Origin of the sequence: Streptococcus macedonicus ACA-DC 198 (genome assembly GCA_000283635.1) — a bacterium.
In the GTDB taxonomy this organism is placed as follows: domain Bacteria; phylum Bacillota; class Bacilli; order Lactobacillales; family Streptococcaceae; genus Streptococcus; species Streptococcus macedonicus.
Genome location: HE613569.1, coordinates 1,736,084 through 1,755,562 on the forward strand (window position 1 = coordinate 1,736,084; position 19,479 = coordinate 1,755,562).

At 38.4% G+C, this 19,479-nt stretch carries 16 protein-coding genes; 4 read left to right on the forward strand and 12 right to left on the reverse strand.

Annotated features, from left to right (window positions below; genetic code table 11):
- Nucleotides 1-15: 15 nt before the first annotated feature.
- Complete coding sequence (locus tag SMA_RS08710) at nucleotides 16-468, forward strand: universal stress protein (protein WP_014295207.1); 453 nt, start codon at nucleotides 16-18, stop codon at nucleotides 466-468.
- A 74-nt stretch (nucleotides 469-542) separates the two neighbouring features.
- On the opposite strand, the gene SMA_RS08715 is transcribed toward SMA_RS08710, so the two are convergent.
- Nucleotides 543-1,946 carry an HAD-IIB family hydrolase gene (locus SMA_RS08715; protein ID WP_014295208.1) on the reverse strand — a complete coding sequence of 468 codons (1,404 nt, stop codon included), beginning with the start codon at nucleotides 1,944-1,946 and terminating at the stop codon, nucleotides 543-545.
- 70 nt (nucleotides 1,947-2,016) lie between these two features.
- Between SMA_RS08715 and SMA_RS08720 the strand changes: the two genes are divergently transcribed.
- Complete coding sequence (locus SMA_RS08720) at nucleotides 2,017-2,979, forward strand: asparaginase (protein ID WP_014295209.1); 963 nt, start codon at nucleotides 2,017-2,019, stop codon at nucleotides 2,977-2,979.
- 64 nt (nucleotides 2,980-3,043) lie between these two features.
- Here the strand turns inward: SMA_RS08720 and SMA_RS08725 are convergent, their stop codons facing one another.
- Genes SMA_RS08725 through SMA_RS08735 form a run of 3 tightly spaced genes read right to left on the reverse strand, consistent with a single transcriptional unit; the run spans nucleotide 3,044 to nucleotide 4,165 of the window.
- A complete protein-coding gene (locus SMA_RS08725; protein ID WP_014295210.1) occupies nucleotides 3,044-3,247 on the reverse strand; it encodes a helix-turn-helix domain-containing protein in 204 nt (67 codons plus the stop codon).
- 12 nt (nucleotides 3,248-3,259) lie between these two features.
- Nucleotides 3,260-3,763, reverse strand: a complete 504-nt coding sequence (locus tag SMA_RS08730) for a DUF2975 domain-containing protein (RefSeq protein ID WP_014295211.1) — start codon at nucleotides 3,761-3,763, stop codon at nucleotides 3,260-3,262.
- 27 nt (nucleotides 3,764-3,790) lie between these two features.
- Nucleotides 3,791-4,165, reverse strand: a complete 375-nt coding sequence (locus tag SMA_RS08735; protein ID WP_223246316.1) for a hypothetical protein — start codon at nucleotides 4,163-4,165, stop codon at nucleotides 3,791-3,793.
- A gap of 464 nt (nucleotides 4,166-4,629) precedes the next feature.
- On the opposite strand from SMA_RS08735, the gene SMA_RS08740 reads away from it, so the two are divergent.
- Complete coding sequence (locus tag SMA_RS08740) at nucleotides 4,630-5,886, forward strand: ISL3 family transposase (RefSeq protein WP_014293804.1); 1,257 nt, start codon at nucleotides 4,630-4,632, stop codon at nucleotides 5,884-5,886.
- A gap of 274 nt (nucleotides 5,887-6,160) precedes the next feature.
- Here the strand turns inward: SMA_RS08740 and recG are convergent, their stop codons facing one another.
- The 8 genes from recG to SMA_RS08780 all read right to left on the reverse strand — a co-directional run bounded on the left by recG (nucleotide 6,161) and on the right by SMA_RS08780 (nucleotide 17,841).
- Nucleotides 6,161-8,176 (reverse strand): ATP-dependent DNA helicase RecG, encoded by a 2,016-nt coding sequence (gene recG / locus SMA_RS08745; protein WP_014295212.1) that lies wholly within the window; start codon nucleotides 8,174-8,176, stop codon nucleotides 6,161-6,163.
- Nucleotides 8,177-8,262: 86 nt separating this feature from the next.
- A complete protein-coding gene (gene alr, locus SMA_RS08750; RefSeq protein ID WP_014295213.1) occupies nucleotides 8,263-9,369 on the reverse strand; it encodes an alanine racemase in 1,107 nt (368 codons plus the stop codon).
- Nucleotides 9,370-9,429: 60 nt separating this feature from the next.
- A complete protein-coding gene (gene acpS, locus SMA_RS08755) occupies nucleotides 9,430-9,789 on the reverse strand; it encodes a holo-ACP synthase (RefSeq protein WP_014295214.1) in 360 nt (119 codons plus the stop codon).
- Between the two features lie 120 nt (nucleotides 9,790-9,909).
- The gene (locus SMA_RS08760) at nucleotides 9,910-10,965 is read right to left on the reverse strand and encodes a 3-deoxy-7-phosphoheptulonate synthase (protein WP_014295215.1); all 1,056 of its coding nucleotides are present in this window, start codon (nucleotides 10,963-10,965) and stop codon (nucleotides 9,910-9,912) included.
- A 3-nt stretch (nucleotides 10,966-10,968) separates the two neighbouring features.
- Nucleotides 10,969-12,000: a 3-deoxy-7-phosphoheptulonate synthase gene (locus SMA_RS08765; protein WP_014295216.1), complete on the reverse strand. Its 1,032-nt coding sequence runs from the start codon at nucleotides 11,998-12,000 to the stop codon at nucleotides 10,969-10,971.
- 96 nt (nucleotides 12,001-12,096) lie between these two features.
- The gene (gene secA, locus SMA_RS08770; protein WP_014295217.1) at nucleotides 12,097-14,625 is read right to left on the reverse strand and encodes a preprotein translocase subunit SecA; all 2,529 of its coding nucleotides are present in this window, start codon (nucleotides 14,623-14,625) and stop codon (nucleotides 12,097-12,099) included.
- Between the two features lie 285 nt (nucleotides 14,626-14,910).
- Nucleotides 14,911-15,792 carry a fructokinase ScrK gene (gene scrK / locus SMA_RS08775; RefSeq protein ID WP_014295218.1) on the reverse strand — a complete coding sequence of 294 codons (882 nt, stop codon included), beginning with the start codon at nucleotides 15,790-15,792 and terminating at the stop codon, nucleotides 14,911-14,913.
- Between the two features lie 153 nt (nucleotides 15,793-15,945).
- A complete protein-coding gene (locus tag SMA_RS08780; protein WP_014295219.1) occupies nucleotides 15,946-17,841 on the reverse strand; it encodes a sucrose-specific PTS transporter subunit IIBC in 1,896 nt (631 codons plus the stop codon).
- 198 nt (nucleotides 17,842-18,039) lie between these two features.
- Here SMA_RS08780 and SMA_RS08785 point away from each other — a divergent pair, with 198 nt between their 5' ends.
- Complete coding sequence (locus SMA_RS08785; RefSeq protein WP_014295220.1) at nucleotides 18,040-19,479, forward strand: sucrose-6-phosphate hydrolase; 1,440 nt, start codon at nucleotides 18,040-18,042, stop codon at nucleotides 19,477-19,479.

The following is a 19,479-nucleotide window of genomic DNA, read 5'->3' on the forward strand; positions in this document are numbered from 1 at the left end:
ATTAAGGAGGCAGTTATGTCACATCATTATGAACGAATCTTAATTGCGATTGATGGTTCTCATGAATCAGAATTGGCTTTTAAAAAAGGAGTAAACATTGCACTGCGCAATAATGCTGAGTTGCTACTAACACACGTTATTGATACACGCGCACTTCAAAGTGTTGCTACTTTCGATACTAACATTTATGAAAATCTCGAACAGGAAGCAAAAGATGTATTGAACGATTATGAGCAACAAGCACGCGAAAAAGGATTAACGAAAGTCAAACAAGTTATCGAATTTGGTAATCCTAAAACTCTCCTAGCACGAGATATTCCTGACAAAGAAAAAGTTGACTTGATTATGGTTGGGGCAACTGGTCTCAACACCTTTGAACGACTTCTTATCGGTTCTTCATCAGAATATATCATGCGTCATGCAAAAGTCGATTTGTTAGTTGTTCGTGATAGCGAAAAGACTTTCTAAGTCTTGAGCCATATCGATACTCTTTAATAATAATTTTTAATCAATCTTCTATAATTACAAAAAAGCCAAGTTAGTTAATGACTAGCTTGGTTTCTTTTTTTACGATTTAATGATTTTTGAATTTGGCGGTCAAGTTCACGTTTGATAGCAGGTTCAGGCGCAAACTGCTCTTCCCAATTATCTGGTTTCAAAATTTTATGTGTTACAGAGTCAAAATGTGCTTTCCCGTCAGGAAAGATTTTTCCCATATTGGCTTCATGAACCGTATCAAAAAATGGTTTTGGGTCAATTCCCATCAAAACAAATGAACCATAGGTCAAATATAACAAGTCCGTCAAAGCATCTACCTGACCAACCAGCGGTGTTTCTGGATGTTCTTTACTTCGTACTTTATTTACTGCTTTATCAATGGCAGCATGCAAATCTGATATCGATTTTTCAAACGCTTCTGGATTCCCCTTACTTGCCGCATGTAAAAATTCGACAATTTCTTCCACTTTAAAATCAGAACGATGTGTTGCCTCTTCACTGCCGTACAATCGTGGTGTTTCGCAAGTCTCACCGTCCATAAGATGATGAAAATCCTTAACTTTATTGAAATTCTCGTCTTGACTTTCAAAACTTTCTTCAACTTCAAAATGAATTAAGCCGTAATGAGCCAAGGCCTTTGAAATGCCATCATTGTTATTGCTATCAGTTGTATAGTGAGCGAGTTCTTTGACCGAGCTCTTGGCATTTCCCATAGCCACACCAATACCGACACCTGATAACATCTCAATATCATTATCAGAATCACCAAATGCCATGACTTCAGTTAATTCAAAACCAAACATCTCACCCAAACGCTCAATCCCTTTTATCTTTGATTGTTCTTTTGAGATTAAGTCCGCAGAATAAGGGCTACTACGTGTGATTTTGATATAAGGAAAAGCTTCCTGAATCTCATCAGTCTCACCTTCAGTTGCAATAAGAACGATTTGGTAAATTGGCTGGCGCATAATGGTTAACAGATTGTTCAAATTTTGCGGTTTGAAACGACGAATCAGATGTTTAAAACTACGCTCCACCGCTTTTGCCCAACGTTTTGGGACAATCGTGCTAACCACTTGTCCAAAACGACTAGTTCCCATATCAATAATACGTGAGCCAACTAAACCAGATGCCGTTCCCAGAGAAATTTCACGGCGTCTATCACTCGCATAACGAATAATACGATAAATGGTTGAAACAGGCAATTGATTATGATAAAGCACTTGATCACGTGTAAAAATATATTGCCCGTTATAGGTTACCGCAAAATCCAAGCCAAGATTTTCAAGATACGGTTGTACAAAACTTGGTCCGCGCCCTGTCGCCAGACCAACAAAAATTCCTTGTTTTTTCAAACTTTTAATGGCTTTTTGTGTTGATTGTTGCACATTTTTTCGGTCATTTAAAAGAGTTCCATCAATATCAAAAAAGACTGCTTTTATCGCCAAATCGGTTCCTTGCCCTCCATCTTTATGTTAAAATAGATTATAACATATTTTTAAAGGAAGTTTTATAATAATGAAAAAAATCCTTGTTCTGCATACTGGTGGTACCATTTCTATGCACGCTGATGAAGCAGGCAATGTCCGCCCAGATACTGATAATCCAATGAATCATGTTGGGGTTAATCTTGAAAACATTCAAGTGACGGCAGTTGATTTTTTTAATGTTCCAAGCCCGCACATTACACCTAAACATATGCTAAAACTCTACCAAGAGATTAAAAAAAACGCTGATAACTATGACGGCATTGTCATCACTCATGGCACAGATACCCTAGAGGAAACGGCTTATTTTCTTGATACAATGGAAATTCCCAATATTCCTATTGTCCTAACGGGTGCTATGCGCTCATCAAATGAGCTTGGTAGTGACGGTGTTTATAATTATCTTAGTGCCCTTCGTGTGGCTAGTCATGACCAAGCTATCGGAAAAGGTGTTCTCGTTGTCATGAACGATGAGATTCACGCAGCCAAATACGTCACAAAAACGCATACTACTAACGTTTCAACCTTTCAAACACCAATCCACGGTCCACTTGGTCTGATTACAAAACATGACATTCTTTTCTTTAGAACGACCGACCCACGTGTCCGTTTTGATTTGCAGGATATTTCAGGGACGGTTCCTATTGTAAAAGCTTACGCTGGTATGGGAGGAGACGGCATTATCAGTTTCCTAAATCCTAGCAATGTCTGTGGTGTTGTTGTCGAAGCCCTTGGTGCTGGAAATGTGCCACCACGCGCAGCTCAAGAAATCGTTGATTTAATCAAACAAGGTGTACCTGTTGCTCTCGTTTCACGTTGTTTCAACGGAATCACCGAGCCAGTTTATGCTTATGAAGGTGGCGGTGTTCAACTCGCCAAAGCTGGTGTCATGTTTGTCAAAGAACTCAACGCCCAAAAAGCACGCTTGAAATTGCTCATTGCCTTAAATGCTGGCTTAAAAGGACAAGCCCTCAAAGAATACATTGAAGGTTAATTAATATAAAAAAATCTGAAACATTGATTCTGCCAAACTGACAGACAGTGTCTCAGATTTTTTATTAATCAGGAATACATTCTAAAACATCCTCAGGCTGACAACCCAATTCACGGCAAATAGCATTTAAAGTCGTTAACCGAACAGCTTTAGCCTTTCCTGTTTTAAGAATAGAGAGATTAGCATTCGTAATCCAAATACGTTCCGCCAATTCCTTAGATTTCATTTTTCGCTTTGCCAGCTCAACATCAAGATTAATTCGAATCATATGCTTCCTCCGTTAAATCGTAAATTCGTTTTCTTCAGCGATGATACTTGCTTCTTTTAAAATCATTGAGAATACCCAGACTACAAAAGCAGCCACCAAGTATGCTACATTAACAAGGTTAAGCACCTCCGAACCAGAACATAAACTTTGAAACCAGCTATCTAAAAATGCCAAAGCGATAAAATTATATTCAACATAACGCGCTAGTTTAACATTATCTTGAGTAAAAATGCGATTATCAATAATATTTTGAAAGAACATTTTAACCCAAACAAGCAAAGCAATCCAAAGAGCAGAAACAATAACAGTCAAGCCAATAAAAGCTGGCGAATGTACCAGTTTTTCTGGAATGTTAATATCAAATACAATGCTATTGCCTACTTGATTAGTCAAAGCTAAATGTGATTGAGTCACCGAAAGTCCAATAGCGATTATCGTTGATATGACAATAACAGCAATCACAATATTGATAAAAATATTAGCAATTTTCAAGGCTTTATAGTTTGTTTTTTTCATGGTGTTCTCCTTAAATCGTATCCTTTTTTATTGAGCTAAGCGACGTGTGCGGAAGTATTTAACTGCCAAAGTAGCTAGTAGGATGTAGCCACAGATTGAAAAGTCAAAGATAATGTTTGCTTGGTTGAGAGATGTTGCCAAGGTATTTTGAAGCAATGAGACAACAAATGTGTAGATAGTAGCACATTTCAAGAAAAGATATGTTTTATAAGTTAAAACTTCTTTGATAGTAAATTCTGAAATAAATGCTTTTAATTTTGCAAGACCATAGATGATAGTGCTGTTTGTTAGAATGTTTAAAGCAGTCAACAACCATGTGTTCGTTTCCTTACCGATTGACCAATCAATGACACCATAATGACCAACGTGGACAGTATCATAACCGTAAATATGTGAAACCAAAGCAGAAGGATAGTTGCAAGATTGATAGCGACTTTAGCGACTGTTTTTGTAATGTTTTCGATAGTTTTTGTGTTCATGATAAATATCCTAAAAAATATTTTTCTTGGATTTGTTGTGAGCTCAGTTTTTAAATCCGTTTTACAATATGTAATTATTCTTTTTCGAAAATATTTTATCGTTTTTCGATATGTTTAGTAAATCACAATTTTTATGTTTTGCAACACTTTTTTTATTGATTTTCGATATTTTTGTATTTTTTTGCAGCATTCTGACGTTTTGACCTAAAAATTAACTTTAAAAGCACCAAAAAAGCCCAGCCACCGTCAGCTGAGCTCGATATTTTAGCTCTATAATTTCTGTAGTGGGTAACTCCACTGTGGAATTATAGGGCTTTTTGAATATACACAAAAAGTCCCATATGACTTATAATGAAAAGCGACCAAACTCACATTAGAAAGCATCATATGGAACAACTCTATCATACTACACAATTGATTGGAATTAAAGACAAAAATATCACGTTGAACAAAGTTTTGAAACATAAGACACACATTGAGATGATAGCTACACTGGACTACGCTCCTGGAAACTGTAATCACTGTCAGGGAAAACAGATAAAATATGACTTCCAAAAGCCATCGAAAATACCATTTCTTGAGGTGGCTGGCTTCCCCAGTCTTATTAGGCTCAAGAAACGGCGTTTTCAATGCAAGAATTGTCGTAAGGTAACCGTCTCTGAAACCAGCTTGGTACAGAAAAACTGTCAAATCTCTGAACCTCTCAGACAGAAGGTCGCGCAAGCCTTGGTCAATCGTCAAGCCTTAACACACATTGCTCAGGATTTAGCGATTTCAACCTCTACCGTACACCGAAAACTCAGGGAATTCACTTTCAAAGAGGACTTCTCTCGTCTGCCTGAAATCCTCTCCATCGATGAGTTTTCGTATCAAAAAGGAAAGCTTGCCTTCATTGCACAGGATTTTGAGACCAAGAAAATCATCACCATCCTTGAGAATCGGACACAAACAACCATTCGCAATCATTTCTTCAGGTATTCTAAAGAGGCTAGGAACAGCGTGAAAGTCGTTACCGTTGATATGTCTGGCAGCTACATCCCGATGATTCCTAAGCTCTTTCCCAAAGCTAAGATTGTTATTGACCGTTTCCACATTGTTCAACACATGAGCCGTGCTCTTAATCACACACGTATTCAACTTATGAAACAGTTCGACAAGAAATCTTTAGAATATCGTGCCCTCAAATACTACTGGAAATCCGTGCTGAAAGACAGTCGTAAACTCTCTCTAAACAGCTTTCGTTCAAGGACTTTTGGAGAAACGCTCACACCAAAAGAATGTTTGACCGAGATATTCCACCTTGTCCCTGAGTTGAAAGGGTATTATGACCTCTACCAGCTCCTACTGTTCCACCTGCAAGAGAAAAACGCTGACTACTTCTTTGACTTGATTGAAGAAGCCTTACCACATCTCAATCAAACCTTTAAAACAGCTCTGAGAACTATCCTTCACCACAAGCAACACGTCATAAACGCTATTGAGCTTCCTTATTCTAACGCCAAACTGGAGGCAACCAACAAACTCATCAAAGACATCAAGCGTAATGCCTTTGGATTCAGGAACTTTGACAACTTTAAAAAACGTATCTTTATCGCTTTAAACATGCAAAAAGAGAAGACGCATTTCGTCTCCTCTCGTGTTTAGCTATAAGTCACCCACTACAGTTGACAATGAGTCATATTTTCTATGGTCTTATGTGTCTTATCATGGGATTTTACCCTACTGCCATAGCGTTTTGTCAAAAAAGAGTACTCTTTTTTCAGCTTACTTTCCGTAAGCTGGTTTCACATGAATTTTTTTGGCAAAATACTTTTTGTAGGTTACTTTTACTGTCATAAGCTTTGCCTCTCATTTCATTTGATAGGGTCATTATAAGAAGCAAAGCTTAACCTATCCTTGCAGAAAACTTTCATAAACCTTAATCGAAAGTTCCTTTGTCTTTGAGATTTTGGCTAACAATTTGCCATTGTGGATTATTTTGCCAATCTTTTTCGGAAACAATCTGACTTGCAACGCGTCTAGCTTCCTCGAGAATATTGTAATCTTCGACAATATCTGCCACTTGGAATTCTGGAATTCCTGATTGGCGTGTACCGAAAATCTCACCTGAACCACGCATTTTAAGGTCGGCTTCTGCTAAAACAAAACCATCCGTTGTTTCTGTCATAATTTTCATGCGCTCTTTTCCTGTTTGTGTTTTGGGATTGGCAACTAAAATAGCATAAGATTGTTTATCTCCACGCCCAACTCGTCCACGAAGCTGATGCAACTGGCTAAGTCCAAAACGGTCAGCATCCATGATAATCATAATGGTCGCATTTAGGACATTAACACCAACTTCAATGACGGTTGTCGATACCAAAACCTGACTTTTTTGTGACTTAAAATCTTGCATGATAGCTTCTTTTTCGTCATTTTTCATGCGACCATGCATGAGCGCTACGGTTGCACTATTCGCAAAATAGGCTGATAATTCCTCGTGCAAGGCAACAGCATTTTTCAAATCAAGTGATTCAGATTCTTCAATTAAAGGTGAAATCACATAGGCTTGTGCTCCTTTTTGCAATTCTTTTTTGACCCAATCAAGCACAACTTCCAACTGTTCATGTTTAACCCAACGCGTGATAATCGGTTTGCGTCCTGCAGGCAATTCATCAATAATCGAAACGTCCATTTCACCAAATGCCGTAATAGCAAGTGTCCGTGGAATTGGTGTCGCAGTCATCATGAGCACATCTGGATTTTCGCCCTTTTCACGGAAAACACGACGTTGATTGACACCAAAACGGTGTTGTTCATCAGTAATGGCAAGCCCCAAGCGGTGGTAAGTTACCGCATCTTGAATCAGCGCATGCGTACCAACAATCATATCTACCGAACCATCCGCAATCGCCAAAAGTGCCGCTTGTTTGGCTGCTGTTTTCATCCCTGATGTTAAAATTGCAATAGACAAATTTGGAAAAAGCTGGGTCAAACTTTCAAAATGCTGCTCCGCTAAAATTTCCGTTGGTACCATCAAAGCTGATTGAAAACCTGCCGTATAAGCAGCATACATAGCAAGACTAGCCACAACCGTCTTACCAGAACCAACATCCCCTTGCAGGAGACGATTCATATGACCACCAGAACGCATATCCACCAAAATATCATCAAGACTGCGTCTTTGCCCACCCGTCAAGGTGAATGGCAGAGCTGCAATCTTATCAGCAACTTTTTGCTCATCATAAGCAATCGCCAAACCGTTAGCTTCTGATTTATTCTCTGCCTTTAAAGTTTGCAAATTCATTTGGAAATAGAACAGTTCTTCAAATTTAATCCGACGAAGTGCTTGTTTATACTCAGCTAAATCTTTTGGAAAGTGCATAGCAGCCGTTGCTTGAGCACGCCCTAGCAAACGATACTTGTCCAAAAGCACCTGCGGTAAATTTTCAGGCAACCAATTCTGAGCACCAATTTCAAAAGCTGATTTGATAGCTTTGACCAGTGCATTTTGTGAAATACCTTGAGCAACACGGTAAACTGGCTGCATATCATCTTCAACTTGCGCTAAAATTTTCATACCAGTCACCGCTGATTTTAGGGCATCCCATTTTCCAAAAATCGCGATATCGCTGCCAAGCTCGACTTTATCTGCTAAATAAGGCTGGTTAAAAAAAGAAATCGCAATAACCGCTTCGCCCTGCTTGATTTTAAACGACAGACGATTACGCTTATAACCATAATATTGCACATTGGCAGGTGTCACAACCGTTCCCGTAATGACAGCTTTTTCCCCATCAGTAAGCTCTGAAACACGCTTGCTCTTAAAATCTTCATATCGAAAAGGATAGTACAGCAGTAAATCTTCAATGGTATAAATATCTAACTTATAAAATTTTTCCGCTGACTTAGCCCCCACTCCTTTTAATTCCACAATTGATGATTGTAAATTCATATGACCTCACTTTGCTACTATTATAACAAAAAATAGATTCTAAATCGCCGCAAGTTTCTTACAGCAAGATAGAATCTTTTTATCATTTATTTTGAATAAACACGTGGAATACGGTCACTCAATAGACAAAGAACTTCATAATTGATTGTGCCACGTTTTTGAGCCAAATCTGTCGCTGAAATAACCTTATCGCCCTCTTGACCAATCAAAGTAACTTTCGTTCCGATTGTAAGTTTTTCTGGCAAGCGAATGGTAATTTGATCCATTGACACGCGTCCAACGATTTCACAAAATTCACCATTCACAAGCACTGAAAAACCTTGTAAATCACGTGTCCAACCGTCTGCGTAACCGATTGGAACAGTCGCGATATATTCCTCTTTTTGAGCAGTATAGGTCGCACCGTAGCCAACCGTTGCACCAGCAGGAATCATCTTAACATGAACCAATGATGATTCCAAACTAAGCGCTGGTTTAAGCGGATAAGGCAAATCAAGCTCTGTTCCACTTGGATTCAATCCATACATGACAATTCCAAGTCGAACAAGGTTAAAAATAGTTTCACTATGCCAAATACTTGTTGCTGAATTACTAGCATGGACAATGCCAGGCTTGTCGCTCAAATTGTTAACCAAATTCGTAAAGAATTCCAACTGTTCATTGAATTTCGTATCGTCAGCTTCGTCTGCTGTTGCAAAATGCGTAAAGATACCTTCAACGTTAGCCCCAGCTTTTTTCAAATTCGCAATCACATTTTCTGCTTCATCAAGACTGCGCACACCGATTCGCCCCATACCAGAATCCACTTTCAAGTGAACGTCCAAACCAGCTAAGCTAATACCTTGTTCATTTGCCAAATCAAGCCATTCTTGACTAGCAACTGTCAAAGTAACATGGTAATCACGCGCCAAAGCCACCTCATCAGGCATAATAACACCTAAAATAAGGATTGTTTCCTCAATACCTGCTTCACGTAATTCCAAAGCTTCATCAATATTTGACACACAGAATCCATCCACAAGATGATGAATAGCTTGCGCTACGTTTGTGGCACCGTGTCCATAAGCATTGGCTTTAACAACTGCAAAAGCTTTTTTATCTTGTGGTATATTGGCTTTAACCGCATCAATATTTTGACAAATAGCATCTAAATCAATGACAGCCTTTGTTGGTCTGTGTAAACTTGAAATCATTTTATCTCCTCCAAAGCTAGAAATTTTTTTGAATGTTTTTGTTTCAATTTCATTGTTCAGCTATTTATTATCTTCTAAAATAACACTGGCTTGAACAAGGTTTCCTGTATGAGAAAGTGAAATAAAGCACTTCCCTGAGAAAGGTGACCGGGTAATCACAGGAGCACCTAATTGGTTGTTTAAAATTTCAATATCCTTAAAACTAAGTGTTCCAATCCCAGTTCCCATTGCCTTTGCAAAGGCTTCTTTTGCCGCCCAGCGTCCCGCCAAAAACTCCATCTGTCGTTTCGTGCTTTTTTGCTCCAAAAAACATTGGAATTCTTTGTCTGTCAACACTCGCTTAGCAAATCTGTTATTTCTCTCATAGGCTCGCTTGATTGCATCAATTTCCTGCAAATCAATACCGTGACCAATAATCATACGTCTCCTTTATGAAAAACGATTTTTTACCAATTCAAACGTTTTATCAGCTTAACCGCTTAATGATTTCCAAAACTAAGGAGCTGAGAAAATTCCCCAGCCCCATAGGTTATTCAATTATTAGAATAGCAATTCTTCAAAAGAATCATGACTTAGTGTGGCATGAATTTCACGGATAAGTTGTTCTGTTTTTTCCCAGCCAAGACATGGGTCTGTAATAGATTTTCCAAATACCTCTGGTGCATCTTGACGACCATCTTCTAAGTAAGATTCAATCATGAAACCACGAACGTACTTATTAATCTTATCATTCCAATCACGATTAATCAATGTTTGACGAACGATACGAATTTGTTCAAGGTAATTTTTCCCTGAATTATCATGATTTGTATCAACAACGATAAATGGATTTTCTAAGCCCATTTTCTCATAAAGCTCAATAGCTTTCAACAAATCATCGTAGTAATAATTTGGTTCATTTTCGCCATGTTCATTCGTTGCTCCACGAAGAATCACGTGTGCCAATGGATTTCCGTCAGTATCAACCTCAGCGTTATGATAAATAAAGTTTTGTTTATTTTGTGCGGCATAAATACCGTTAAACATAACGTTCAAGTTACCTGATGTCGGATTTTTCATACCTGTCGGAACATCAATACCTGATGCCACAAAACGATGTTCTTGATCCTCAACAGAACGTGCACCAATAGCATGATAAGAGACCAAGTCATCTACCAATGGAAGATTTGCTGGATAAAGCATCTCATCTGCTGTTGTTAAGCCAGTTTCTGTGATAACACGATAGTGAAGATGACGAACCGCAGCAATACCATTGATAAGGTCAGGCAATTTTGAGGTATCAGGTTGATGCATCAATCCTTTGTAACCATCACCATTTGTACGTGGTTTCGCTGTATAAACACGCATAACGATAAAGATTTTGTCTTTAACTTCCTCTTGAAGTTTCGCTAAGCGGTTAGCGTATTCAAGAACAGCCTCTTCATTATCAGATGAACAAGGACCGATAACCAAAAGGATACGATTGTCCTCACCGGTGATGATTTTTGCCAATTCTGCATCACGCACAGCTTTCTTAGCAAGAAAATCACCTTCTAATTTTGAAAGTTCTTTTACTTGTGCAATATCAATTTTTGCACTTTTTTGATGTATTCCCATAGATTATTTACCTAATGTGTCATAAATTTCGTGAACAAGTTGTGCTGTATTTTCCCAACCAAGACATGGGTCAGTAATAGATTTACCAAATACTTCTGGCGTATCTTGACGACCATCCTCTAAGTAAGATTCAATCATGAAACCACGAACATATTTGTTAATTTTTTCATTCCAATCGCGGTTAATCAATGTTTGACGGACGATACGAACTTGTTCTAAATATTGTTTACCTGAATTATCATGGTTTGTATCAATAACGATAAATGGATTTTCTAAGCCCATTTTTTCATATTGCTCAATCGTATCAATAACATTGTCATAATAATAATTTGGTACATTTTTACCATACTCATTAGTTGCACCACGAAGGATTGCGTGTGCTAATGGGTTACCTGACGTTTCAACTTCTTCGCCGTTAAATAGGAAAGATTGCTTGTTTTGCGCAGCATAAATACCATTAAACATAACATTCAAGTTACCTGATGTTGGATTTTTCATTCCCGTTGGAACGCTGATACCTGATGCCACAAAACGGTGCTGTTGGTCCTCAACAGAACGCGCACCAATAGCAATATAAGAAACTAAGTCATCAACCAATGGAAGATTTTCAGGATAAAGCATTTCGTCTGCTGTTGTCAATCCTGTCTCTGAAATAACGCGATAATGAAGGTTACGTACAGCCTTGATACCATTAATCAAGCTTGGTGCTTCTGACGTGTCAGGTTGGTGCATCAAGCCTTTGTAGCCATCACCATTTGTACGTGGTTTTGCTGTATAGACACGCATAACCATAAAGACACGATCTTTAACTTCTTCTTGAAGTTTTTCCAAACGGTGTGCATATTCAAGAACAGCCTCTTCATTATCAGATGAGCAAGGACCGATGACCAAAATAACACGGTCATCTTCACCCTTAATAATAGCTTCTAGTTCACGATCACGTGCTTCTTTTTTAGCTAAAACGTCACCTGTTAAGGCAGATTCTTCCTTGAGAGCATCGAAATTAATCTTTTTACTTGTTGCTTTAAATGACATGAATTTTCCTCTCCTGGATAGAAACTTTAGATTTTTTCTATTATACCATTTTCAGGCGGGTTTTCAATTGATTTTTCAGAATTTTCTATCGACTTTTTAAAATTGTTTACGACCATGGCAATTTTTGAATTTTTTACCAGAGCCACAAGGGCACAAGTCATTGCGTTTAACTTTAGAAAAATCAATATCGCTGTCAGCTTGAGCACGAACAGTTTGCGCAGCAATATTCTTTTCTGCCATTGTTGTTGCACGTTGTGATGAATGTTCACGTTCTTTTTGGTGAATTTGAGCTTTCATCATTGTACGTGTGACATCAAATTCAATCGCTCCAATCATTGCTTGGAACATACGGAAGCCTTCAGCTTGGTATTCAACAACAGGGTTATTTTGGGCATAACCACGCAAACCAACTGATTGACGCAATTGATCAAGAGCATCGATATGGTCAGTCCACTTGTTGTCAACAACCATCAAAATCAAAACTTTTTGGAATTCGATGACAGCTTCTTGGTTTTGTAATTTGGCAATTTGTGCATCGTAAACTTTCAAAGCACGTTCGTACAAGTTTTCTTTGATTGCTTCAAAGTCTAAATCTTCTAAATCAGACAAGCTAATTGAATCTTCAGCAACCAAGTTTGCTTTGGCGAAGTTCAAGATTGCCTGGATACCTTCTTCGCGGTCTGAACGACTGTGAGCATCAACGGCACGATTGATTGTGCGTTTAATCATGGCTTTGATTTCAGGAGATAAGTCACGATCTGCTGTGATAACATCACGACGTTCTGCGTAGATAATTTCACGTTGTTCACGCATCACGTCATCATATTGCAAGACTTGTTTACGAATATCGTAGTTATTACCTTCAACACGTTTTTGAGCTGATTCAACTTGACGTGTCAACATTTTAGATTTAATGACAGCTTCTTCTTCCTCAAGATTCATACGGTCAAGAAATGCCTTGATACGGTCTGAACCAAAACGACGCATCAAATCGTCTTCAAGTGAAAGGTAAAATTGTGATTCACCTGGGTCACCTTGACGACCTGAACGACCACGAAGCTGATTATCAATACGACGGCTTTCGTGACGTTCTGTACCAATGACACAAAGCCCACCAAGTTCACGAACACCTTCACCAAGTTTAATATCGGTACCACGACCAGCCATGTTTGTCGCAATCGTAACAGCGCCACGTTGACCAGCATTCATGATAATTTGTGCTTCTTTGAAGTGATTTTTCGCATTTAAAACTTCGTGAGGCACGCCAGCTTCAACCAATTTCTTAGAAATAAGGTCTGATGTTTCCACCGAAACAGTACCAACCAAGACTGGTTGACCTTTTTCATGACGAGCCTTAACATCTGCAACAACAGCTCTAAATTTAGAGTCAAGTGTTGGATATAGAAGGTCTGAATGGTCAATACGTGCCACAGGTTTGTTTGTTGGGATTGGAATGACGCGCATATTGTAAACTTCGCGGAATTCATCCTCTTCTGTTTTTGCAGTACCTGTCATACCAGCCAATTTTTTATACATACGGAACATATTTTGATAAGTAATTGAGGCACTTGTTTTAGATTCTTCTTGGATAGGCACGCCTTCTTTGGCTTCAATAGCTTGGTGCAAACCATCAGAGAAACGGCGTCCTTCCATTGTACGACCTGTAAATTGGTCAACAATCAAGATTTCTCCCATTTGACTAACCACATAATCAATATCTAAAAGCATGATGTAGTTAGCACGAAGGGCATTATCAATGTAGTGCGTTAGAGCAACATTTTCCAAGTCATAAAGATTTTCCACGTGGAAGTATTCTTCTGCTTTATCAATACCATAATCAGTCAAACTGATTGTTTTTGTAGGTACATCAATAGTGTAATCAACACTTGTCAATGTTTTTACAAAACGATCCGCACGAATATAAAGTTGGCTTGTTTCTGAACTTACTTGACCTGAAACAATCAATGGCGTTCTTGCTTCATCAATCAAGACAGAGTCAACTTCATCGATCAATGCAAAGTTTAATGGACGTTGTACCATGTCTTCTTGACGAACAACCATATTGTCACGAAGATAGTCAAAGCCAACTTCTGAGTTTGTTGAATAGGTTATGTCACAATTGTATGCTTCGCGTTTTTCATATGCTGATTTAGCTGCCAAATTGATACCAACAGACAATCCAAGCCAGCTGTAAACTTCACCCATTTCAGTAGCGTCACGTGTTGCGAGGTATTCGTTAACTGTGATAACGTGTACACCTTCGCCAGCAAGGGCGTTAAGGTAAACAGGCATTGTCGCTGTCAATGTTTTACCTTCACCAGTACGCATTTCAGGAATGTCACCATTGTGCATAACAATACCACCCATGATTTGAACACGGTATGGATAAAGTCCTAACACACGTTTTGCTGCTTCGCGGACAACCGCAAAGGCTTCTGGTAACAATTGATCTAATGTTTCACCATTTTGGTATCTTTTTTTAAATTCTGGTGTTTTTGCTTGCAGTTCTTCATCAGACAAAGCTGCCATAGCGTCAGCATATGACTCAACTTTCTTTGCAATTTTTTCTAATTTTCTTAATTCACCTTTATCGTTTTCGATAACAGTCCGTAGAATATTTGCCATCCTAATTCCTTTCGATAAACTTATCATCACATTCTAACACAAAAAGCGCTCTAATTCAAGAATTCACCGTTGAAGCGATGAGCTCGCAAGATTAAAATGAGTAATTCTTATCTAAATTTAATGATTCCTATTTTCAGAGTTTTAATCCGCTACGATTATACCCTTTTTTTGCCCTAACAACAAGAAAACACCTTAAATCAACGTCGCAAGATTTCAGATAAAAAAAGATTGAAGAAAGCCCTACTGGATTTCCCCAATCTAAATGGTTTATTATGACATTAATAATTAGCGTTCTGATACTTTTTTAGCTAAAGCAAAGTTACCAAGAGTAGCAGAACCATTTTCGGCAACACCAGGTGTTACGATATATTCTGTTACATCTGGAACTGGTACATAACCGTTCAACAAAGCAGTAAATTTATCACGAACGCGTTTCAACATGTGTTCTTGAGCCATAACACCACCACCAAAGACAATAACTTGTGGGCGGTAAAGAAGAGTGGCTTGAACGACAGCTTGTGCGATATAGTAAGCTTGAACGTCCCAAACTTCTGAGTTCAACTCAATCAATTCACCACGAATACCTGTACGACCTTCTAGTGATGGTCCTGCTGCCATACCTTCTAGACAACCTTTGTGGAAAGGACAGAAACCAGTGTAGTTGTTTGCAACGTCTTGTGGGTGCGGAGCCACATAAACGTGACCAGCTTCTGTATGACCGATACCACCGATAAATTCACCATTTTGAATTGCACCAGCACCGATACCTGTACCGATTGTGTAATAAACAAGGTTCTTAACATCTTTACGAACAATTGTTTCCCCATAAGCAGAGCTGTTAACATCTGTTGTGAAATAAATTGGCACTTTAAAGTGTTTTGAGATCAATCCAACCAAGTCAACGTTCGCCCAATGTGGTTTTGGAGTTGTTGTGATATACCCATAAGTTTCTGAATTTTCATCAATATCGATTGGACCAAAAGAACCAATAGCAATCCCTGCCAAATCAGCTTCGAAACGTTTAAAGAATGCTACTGTTTTGTCAATTGTTTCATAAGGTGTTGTTGTTGGAAATTGCACTTTTTCAACAACTTGGAAATTCTCATCTCCAACTGCACAAACAAATTTTGTACCACCTGCTTCTACACTACCGTATAATTTAGTCATTTTTTCTCCCTCAATTGCTAATTTTATACTAAATATTATACACAAAAGAAAGCGATAACGCAAGAGCAAAAATAGCTCAAAACCTTGTAAAATCAAGCTTTATCCTATATAAAAAAGAGGTGAACATTCACCTCTTAAAATATACATGTATATTTATTTAAGTTCAAGTAAATCTGTACCTACTGCAACTGTACCTTCTGCAACTGGAGTTACTTCTGAATAGTCGGCAGTATTTGTCACAATAATCATTGTTGTATCATCAAGACCTGCCGCTGCAATAGCTGCAGTATCAAATGTTCCAAGAACATCGCCTTTTTTAACTTTTTGATTAGCAGTAACTTTTTGTGCAAATCCTTCACCATTCATTGATACTGTGTCGATACCAATGTGGATAAGAACTTCAGCACCATTGTCAGATTTAAGACCATAAGCATGACCAGTTTCAAAAGCGATTTGAACTGTACCGTCAACTGGAGAATAAACTGTATTTCCGCTTGGTTTTATAGCGATACCTTTACCCATAGCTTCTGATGAGAATACTGGGTCATTTACTGATGTAAGAGCAACTGTTTCACCAGCAAGTGGGCTAACAATTATTTCAGCAGAGACACCAGTTTGAGCTGGTTCAGCAACAACTTCTGCTTCTTTAGCAGCTGGAGTAACTTCTTCTTCGTCTTCATAACCAAACATGTAAGTCAAGACAAATGCAAGAGCAGTTGTAGCAAGAACCATAATGATGTATTTAAGAACTTGACCATTGAGGTAAAGAAGTGTACCTGGAATAATTGTGATACCGAAACCTGTACCAGCAAGGTTAAAGATTGAAGCTAACCAACCACCAGCAGCACCAGCGACAAGACCTAAGATAAATGGTTTACCAAAACGAAGGTTTACCCCGAAGATAGCAGGTTCAGTAATACCAAGTCCTGCAGAAAGAGCAGCTGGGAATGCCAAAGCTTTAAGTTTAGCAGATTTTGTTTTAACACCAACAGCAAGAGTTGCACCAGCTTGGGCAGTCATAGCGGCAGTGATAATTGCGTTGAATGGATCTTTACCGTCAGCAGCAATCAATTGTGATTCAAGCAAGTTAAAGATGTGATGAACACCTGTAACCACGACAAGTTGATGAAGTCCACCAATGATAAGACCAGAAAGTCCAAATGGTAAGTTAAGCAAGAATTTAGTACCAGCAAGAACGTAATTTTCAACGCTGTGGAATACTGGACCAATGACAAAGAGTGCCAAGACTGACATTACTAAGAAAGTCAAGAATGGAACAACCAAAAGGTCAAGAACATCTGGAACTTTTTTGTGCAACCATTTTTCTAACTTAGCACCAATCAAACCAACAAAGAATGCTGGAAGCACTGAGTTTTGGTAACCAACAACTGGAATGAAACCAAAGAAGTAAAGAGGTGAATCAGTTCCAGAAGCAACATTCCAAGCATTTGGAAGTGACGTATTAACCATCATAAGACCTAGAACAAGACCTACGATTGGACTTCCACCAAATACATTAAAGGCTGACCAACAAATCAACGCTGGGAAGAAAGCGAATGCTGTATCTGTCAATACAACAGTGTAAGTGTAAAAGTTTGAAGATGAGAAAGCTTCTGATGTTGTTCCAAAGAGTCCTAGAATTGTATCATTATTGATTGCTCCACGGATACCCATGAACAAACCAGTTGCTACGATAGCTGGAAGCAACGGTACAAAAACGTCACCGAATGAACGAATAGCACGTTGGAACCAGTTTCCTTGTTTAGCTACTTCTGCTTTTTGTTCATCTTTTGATGCAGTTGGCAAGCCAAGAGCAACAACTTCGTCATACATCTTGTTAACAAGACCTGTACCAAAAATAATTTGATATTGACCTGAGTTGAAGAAAGCTCCTTGAACTTTATCTAGATTTTCAATTTTGTTTTTGTCGATTTTTTCTTCATCAACAACCATAACACGTAAACGCGTTGCACAGTGTGCGACACTACGCACGTTTTCGCGCCCACCTAAAGCAGCGACAACTTCTTTTGCAATCTGTGCGTTATCCATTACAAAAACTCCTTTTATAATTTTCTTTAGTAAATCTTTTGTGAAAGCGTTTCACTTGACTACTTTTACATTCTAACATATTTCAAGAATATGTCAAGCGTTTATCATATTTTTTTGTTTTTTGCGGAAAATAATTGATTTTTAGGCAGAAAACGTTTACTATATTAGTTGTAGATAGATTAACAAAAGGAGAAAAATATGAATCTACCTCAAGAAGTGCGATACCGTGCTTATGCTGATTGGAGCAAAGACGAGATTGCAAAAATCAACGACAATGTCAAACAATCCCCTTGGCATGCCAGCTATCATATTGAGCCAAAAACTGGGTTGTTGAACGACCCTAATGGTTTTTCTTTTTTTAATGGAAAATACACACTCTTCTATCAAAACTGGCCATTCGGAGCTGCTCATGGTTTGAAAAAATGGGTTCATACCGAATCAGATGACTTGGTTCATTTCTATGAAACTGGGGCTGAGCTTCGTCCTGATACAAAACACGATAGCCACGGGGCTTATTCTGGTTCTGCCTATGAAATTGATGGCAAACTTTTCTTATTGTATACAGGAAATGTTCGTGATGAAAACTGGGTACGTTACCCGGTTCAAATTGGGGCTTGGATGGATAAAGATTATAACATTACAAAATGTGAAAATGTTCTTATTCATCAGCCTAGCGATGTTACTGATCACTTCCGTGACCCACAAATTTTTAATTACAAAGGGCAATTCTACACAATTATCGGTGCTCAAAGTCTTGATAAATCAGGCATTATTAAGCTTTATAAAGCTGTTGATAACAATGTTGAAAACTGGGAAGAAGTTGGCAATCTTGACTTTGGCGGTACTGGTTCAGAGTACATGATTGAGTGTCCAAACCTTGTTTTTGTAGATAAAAAACCTGTGCTACTTTACTGCCCGCAAGGTCTTGATAAATCAGAACTAAATTACGGCAACAATTACCCAAATACTTATAAAGTATGTCAAGCGTTTGACACAGCAAATGCAAAATTGGTTGGAACTTCAGAAATTCAAAACCTTGATTATGGATTTGAAGCCTATGCCACTCAAGGATTTAACGCTCCTGATGGACGTACTTTAATTGTCAGTTGGATTGGACTCCCTGACGTTGACTACCCAACGGATAAATACGATTATCAAGGTGCAATGAGCCTTGTCAAAGAACTTTCTATCAGAGATGGGAAACTCTATCAATACCCAGTTGAAGCTATCACGTCACTTCGTGCTGAATCTGAGAATTTTGCAGCAAAAACTGAAACAAACAATACTTACGAGCTTGAATTACAATTCCCAGCTAACCAAAAATCTGAAATTCTTCTTTTCGCTGACGACAAAGGCAACGGACTCAGCTTGACTGTCAATACTAAAGACGGTAAAATTATCCTTGACCGCAGTAAAGCCGGTGTTCAATACGCTACGGAATTTGGCACAACTCGCGAATGTTCAATTGACCCTAAAGAAACAAGTGCCAATATTTTTGTAGATAATTCGATCATTGAAATCTTTATTAATAAAGGAGAAAAAGTATTTACCAGCCGTGTGTTCCCTGAAGAAGGACAAAATGGTATTCAAATCAAATCAGGTGTGCCAACTGGAACATACTTTGAATTAAAATACTAA

Coding starts and splice junctions, on each gene's coding strand:
- SMA_RS08785 (WP_014295220.1), top strand. CDS start 18,040: ATGAATCTACCTCAAGAAGTGCGATACCGTGCTTATGCTGATTGGAGC.
- SMA_RS08720 (WP_014295209.1), top strand. CDS start 2,017: ATGAAAAAAATCCTTGTTCTGCATACTGGTGGTACCATTTCTATGCAC.
- alr (WP_014295213.1), bottom strand. CDS start 9,369: ATGATTTCAAGTTTACACAGACCAACAAAGGCTGTCATTGATTTAGAT.
- SMA_RS08725 (WP_014295210.1), bottom strand. CDS start 3,247: ATGATTCGAATTAATCTTGATGTTGAGCTGGCAAAGCGAAAAATGAAA.
- SMA_RS08765 (WP_014295216.1), bottom strand. CDS start 12,000: ATGTCATTTAAAGCAACAAGTAAAAAGATTAATTTCGATGCTCTCAAG.
- SMA_RS08730 (WP_014295211.1), bottom strand. CDS start 3,763: ATGAAAAAAACAAACTATAAAGCCTTGAAAATTGCTAATATTTTTATC.
- SMA_RS08740 (WP_014293804.1), top strand. CDS start 4,630: ATGGAACAACTCTATCATACTACACAATTGATTGGAATTAAAGACAAA.
- recG (WP_014295212.1), bottom strand. CDS start 8,176: ATGAATTTACAATCATCAATTGTGGAATTAAAAGGAGTGGGGGCTAAG.
- SMA_RS08760 (WP_014295215.1), bottom strand. CDS start 10,965: ATGGGAATACATCAAAAAAGTGCAAAAATTGATATTGCACAAGTAAAA.
- secA (WP_014295217.1), bottom strand. CDS start 14,625: ATGGCAAATATTCTACGGACTGTTATCGAAAACGATAAAGGTGAATTA.
- SMA_RS08780 (WP_014295219.1), bottom strand. CDS start 17,841: ATGGATAACGCACAGATTGCAAAAGAAGTTGTCGCTGCTTTAGGTGGG.
- SMA_RS08710 (WP_014295207.1), top strand. CDS start 16: ATGTCACATCATTATGAACGAATCTTAATTGCGATTGATGGTTCTCAT.
- acpS (WP_014295214.1), bottom strand. CDS start 9,789: ATGATTATTGGTCACGGTATTGATTTGCAGGAAATTGATGCAATCAAG.
- scrK (WP_014295218.1), bottom strand. CDS start 15,792: ATGACTAAATTATACGGTAGTGTAGAAGCAGGTGGTACAAAATTTGTT.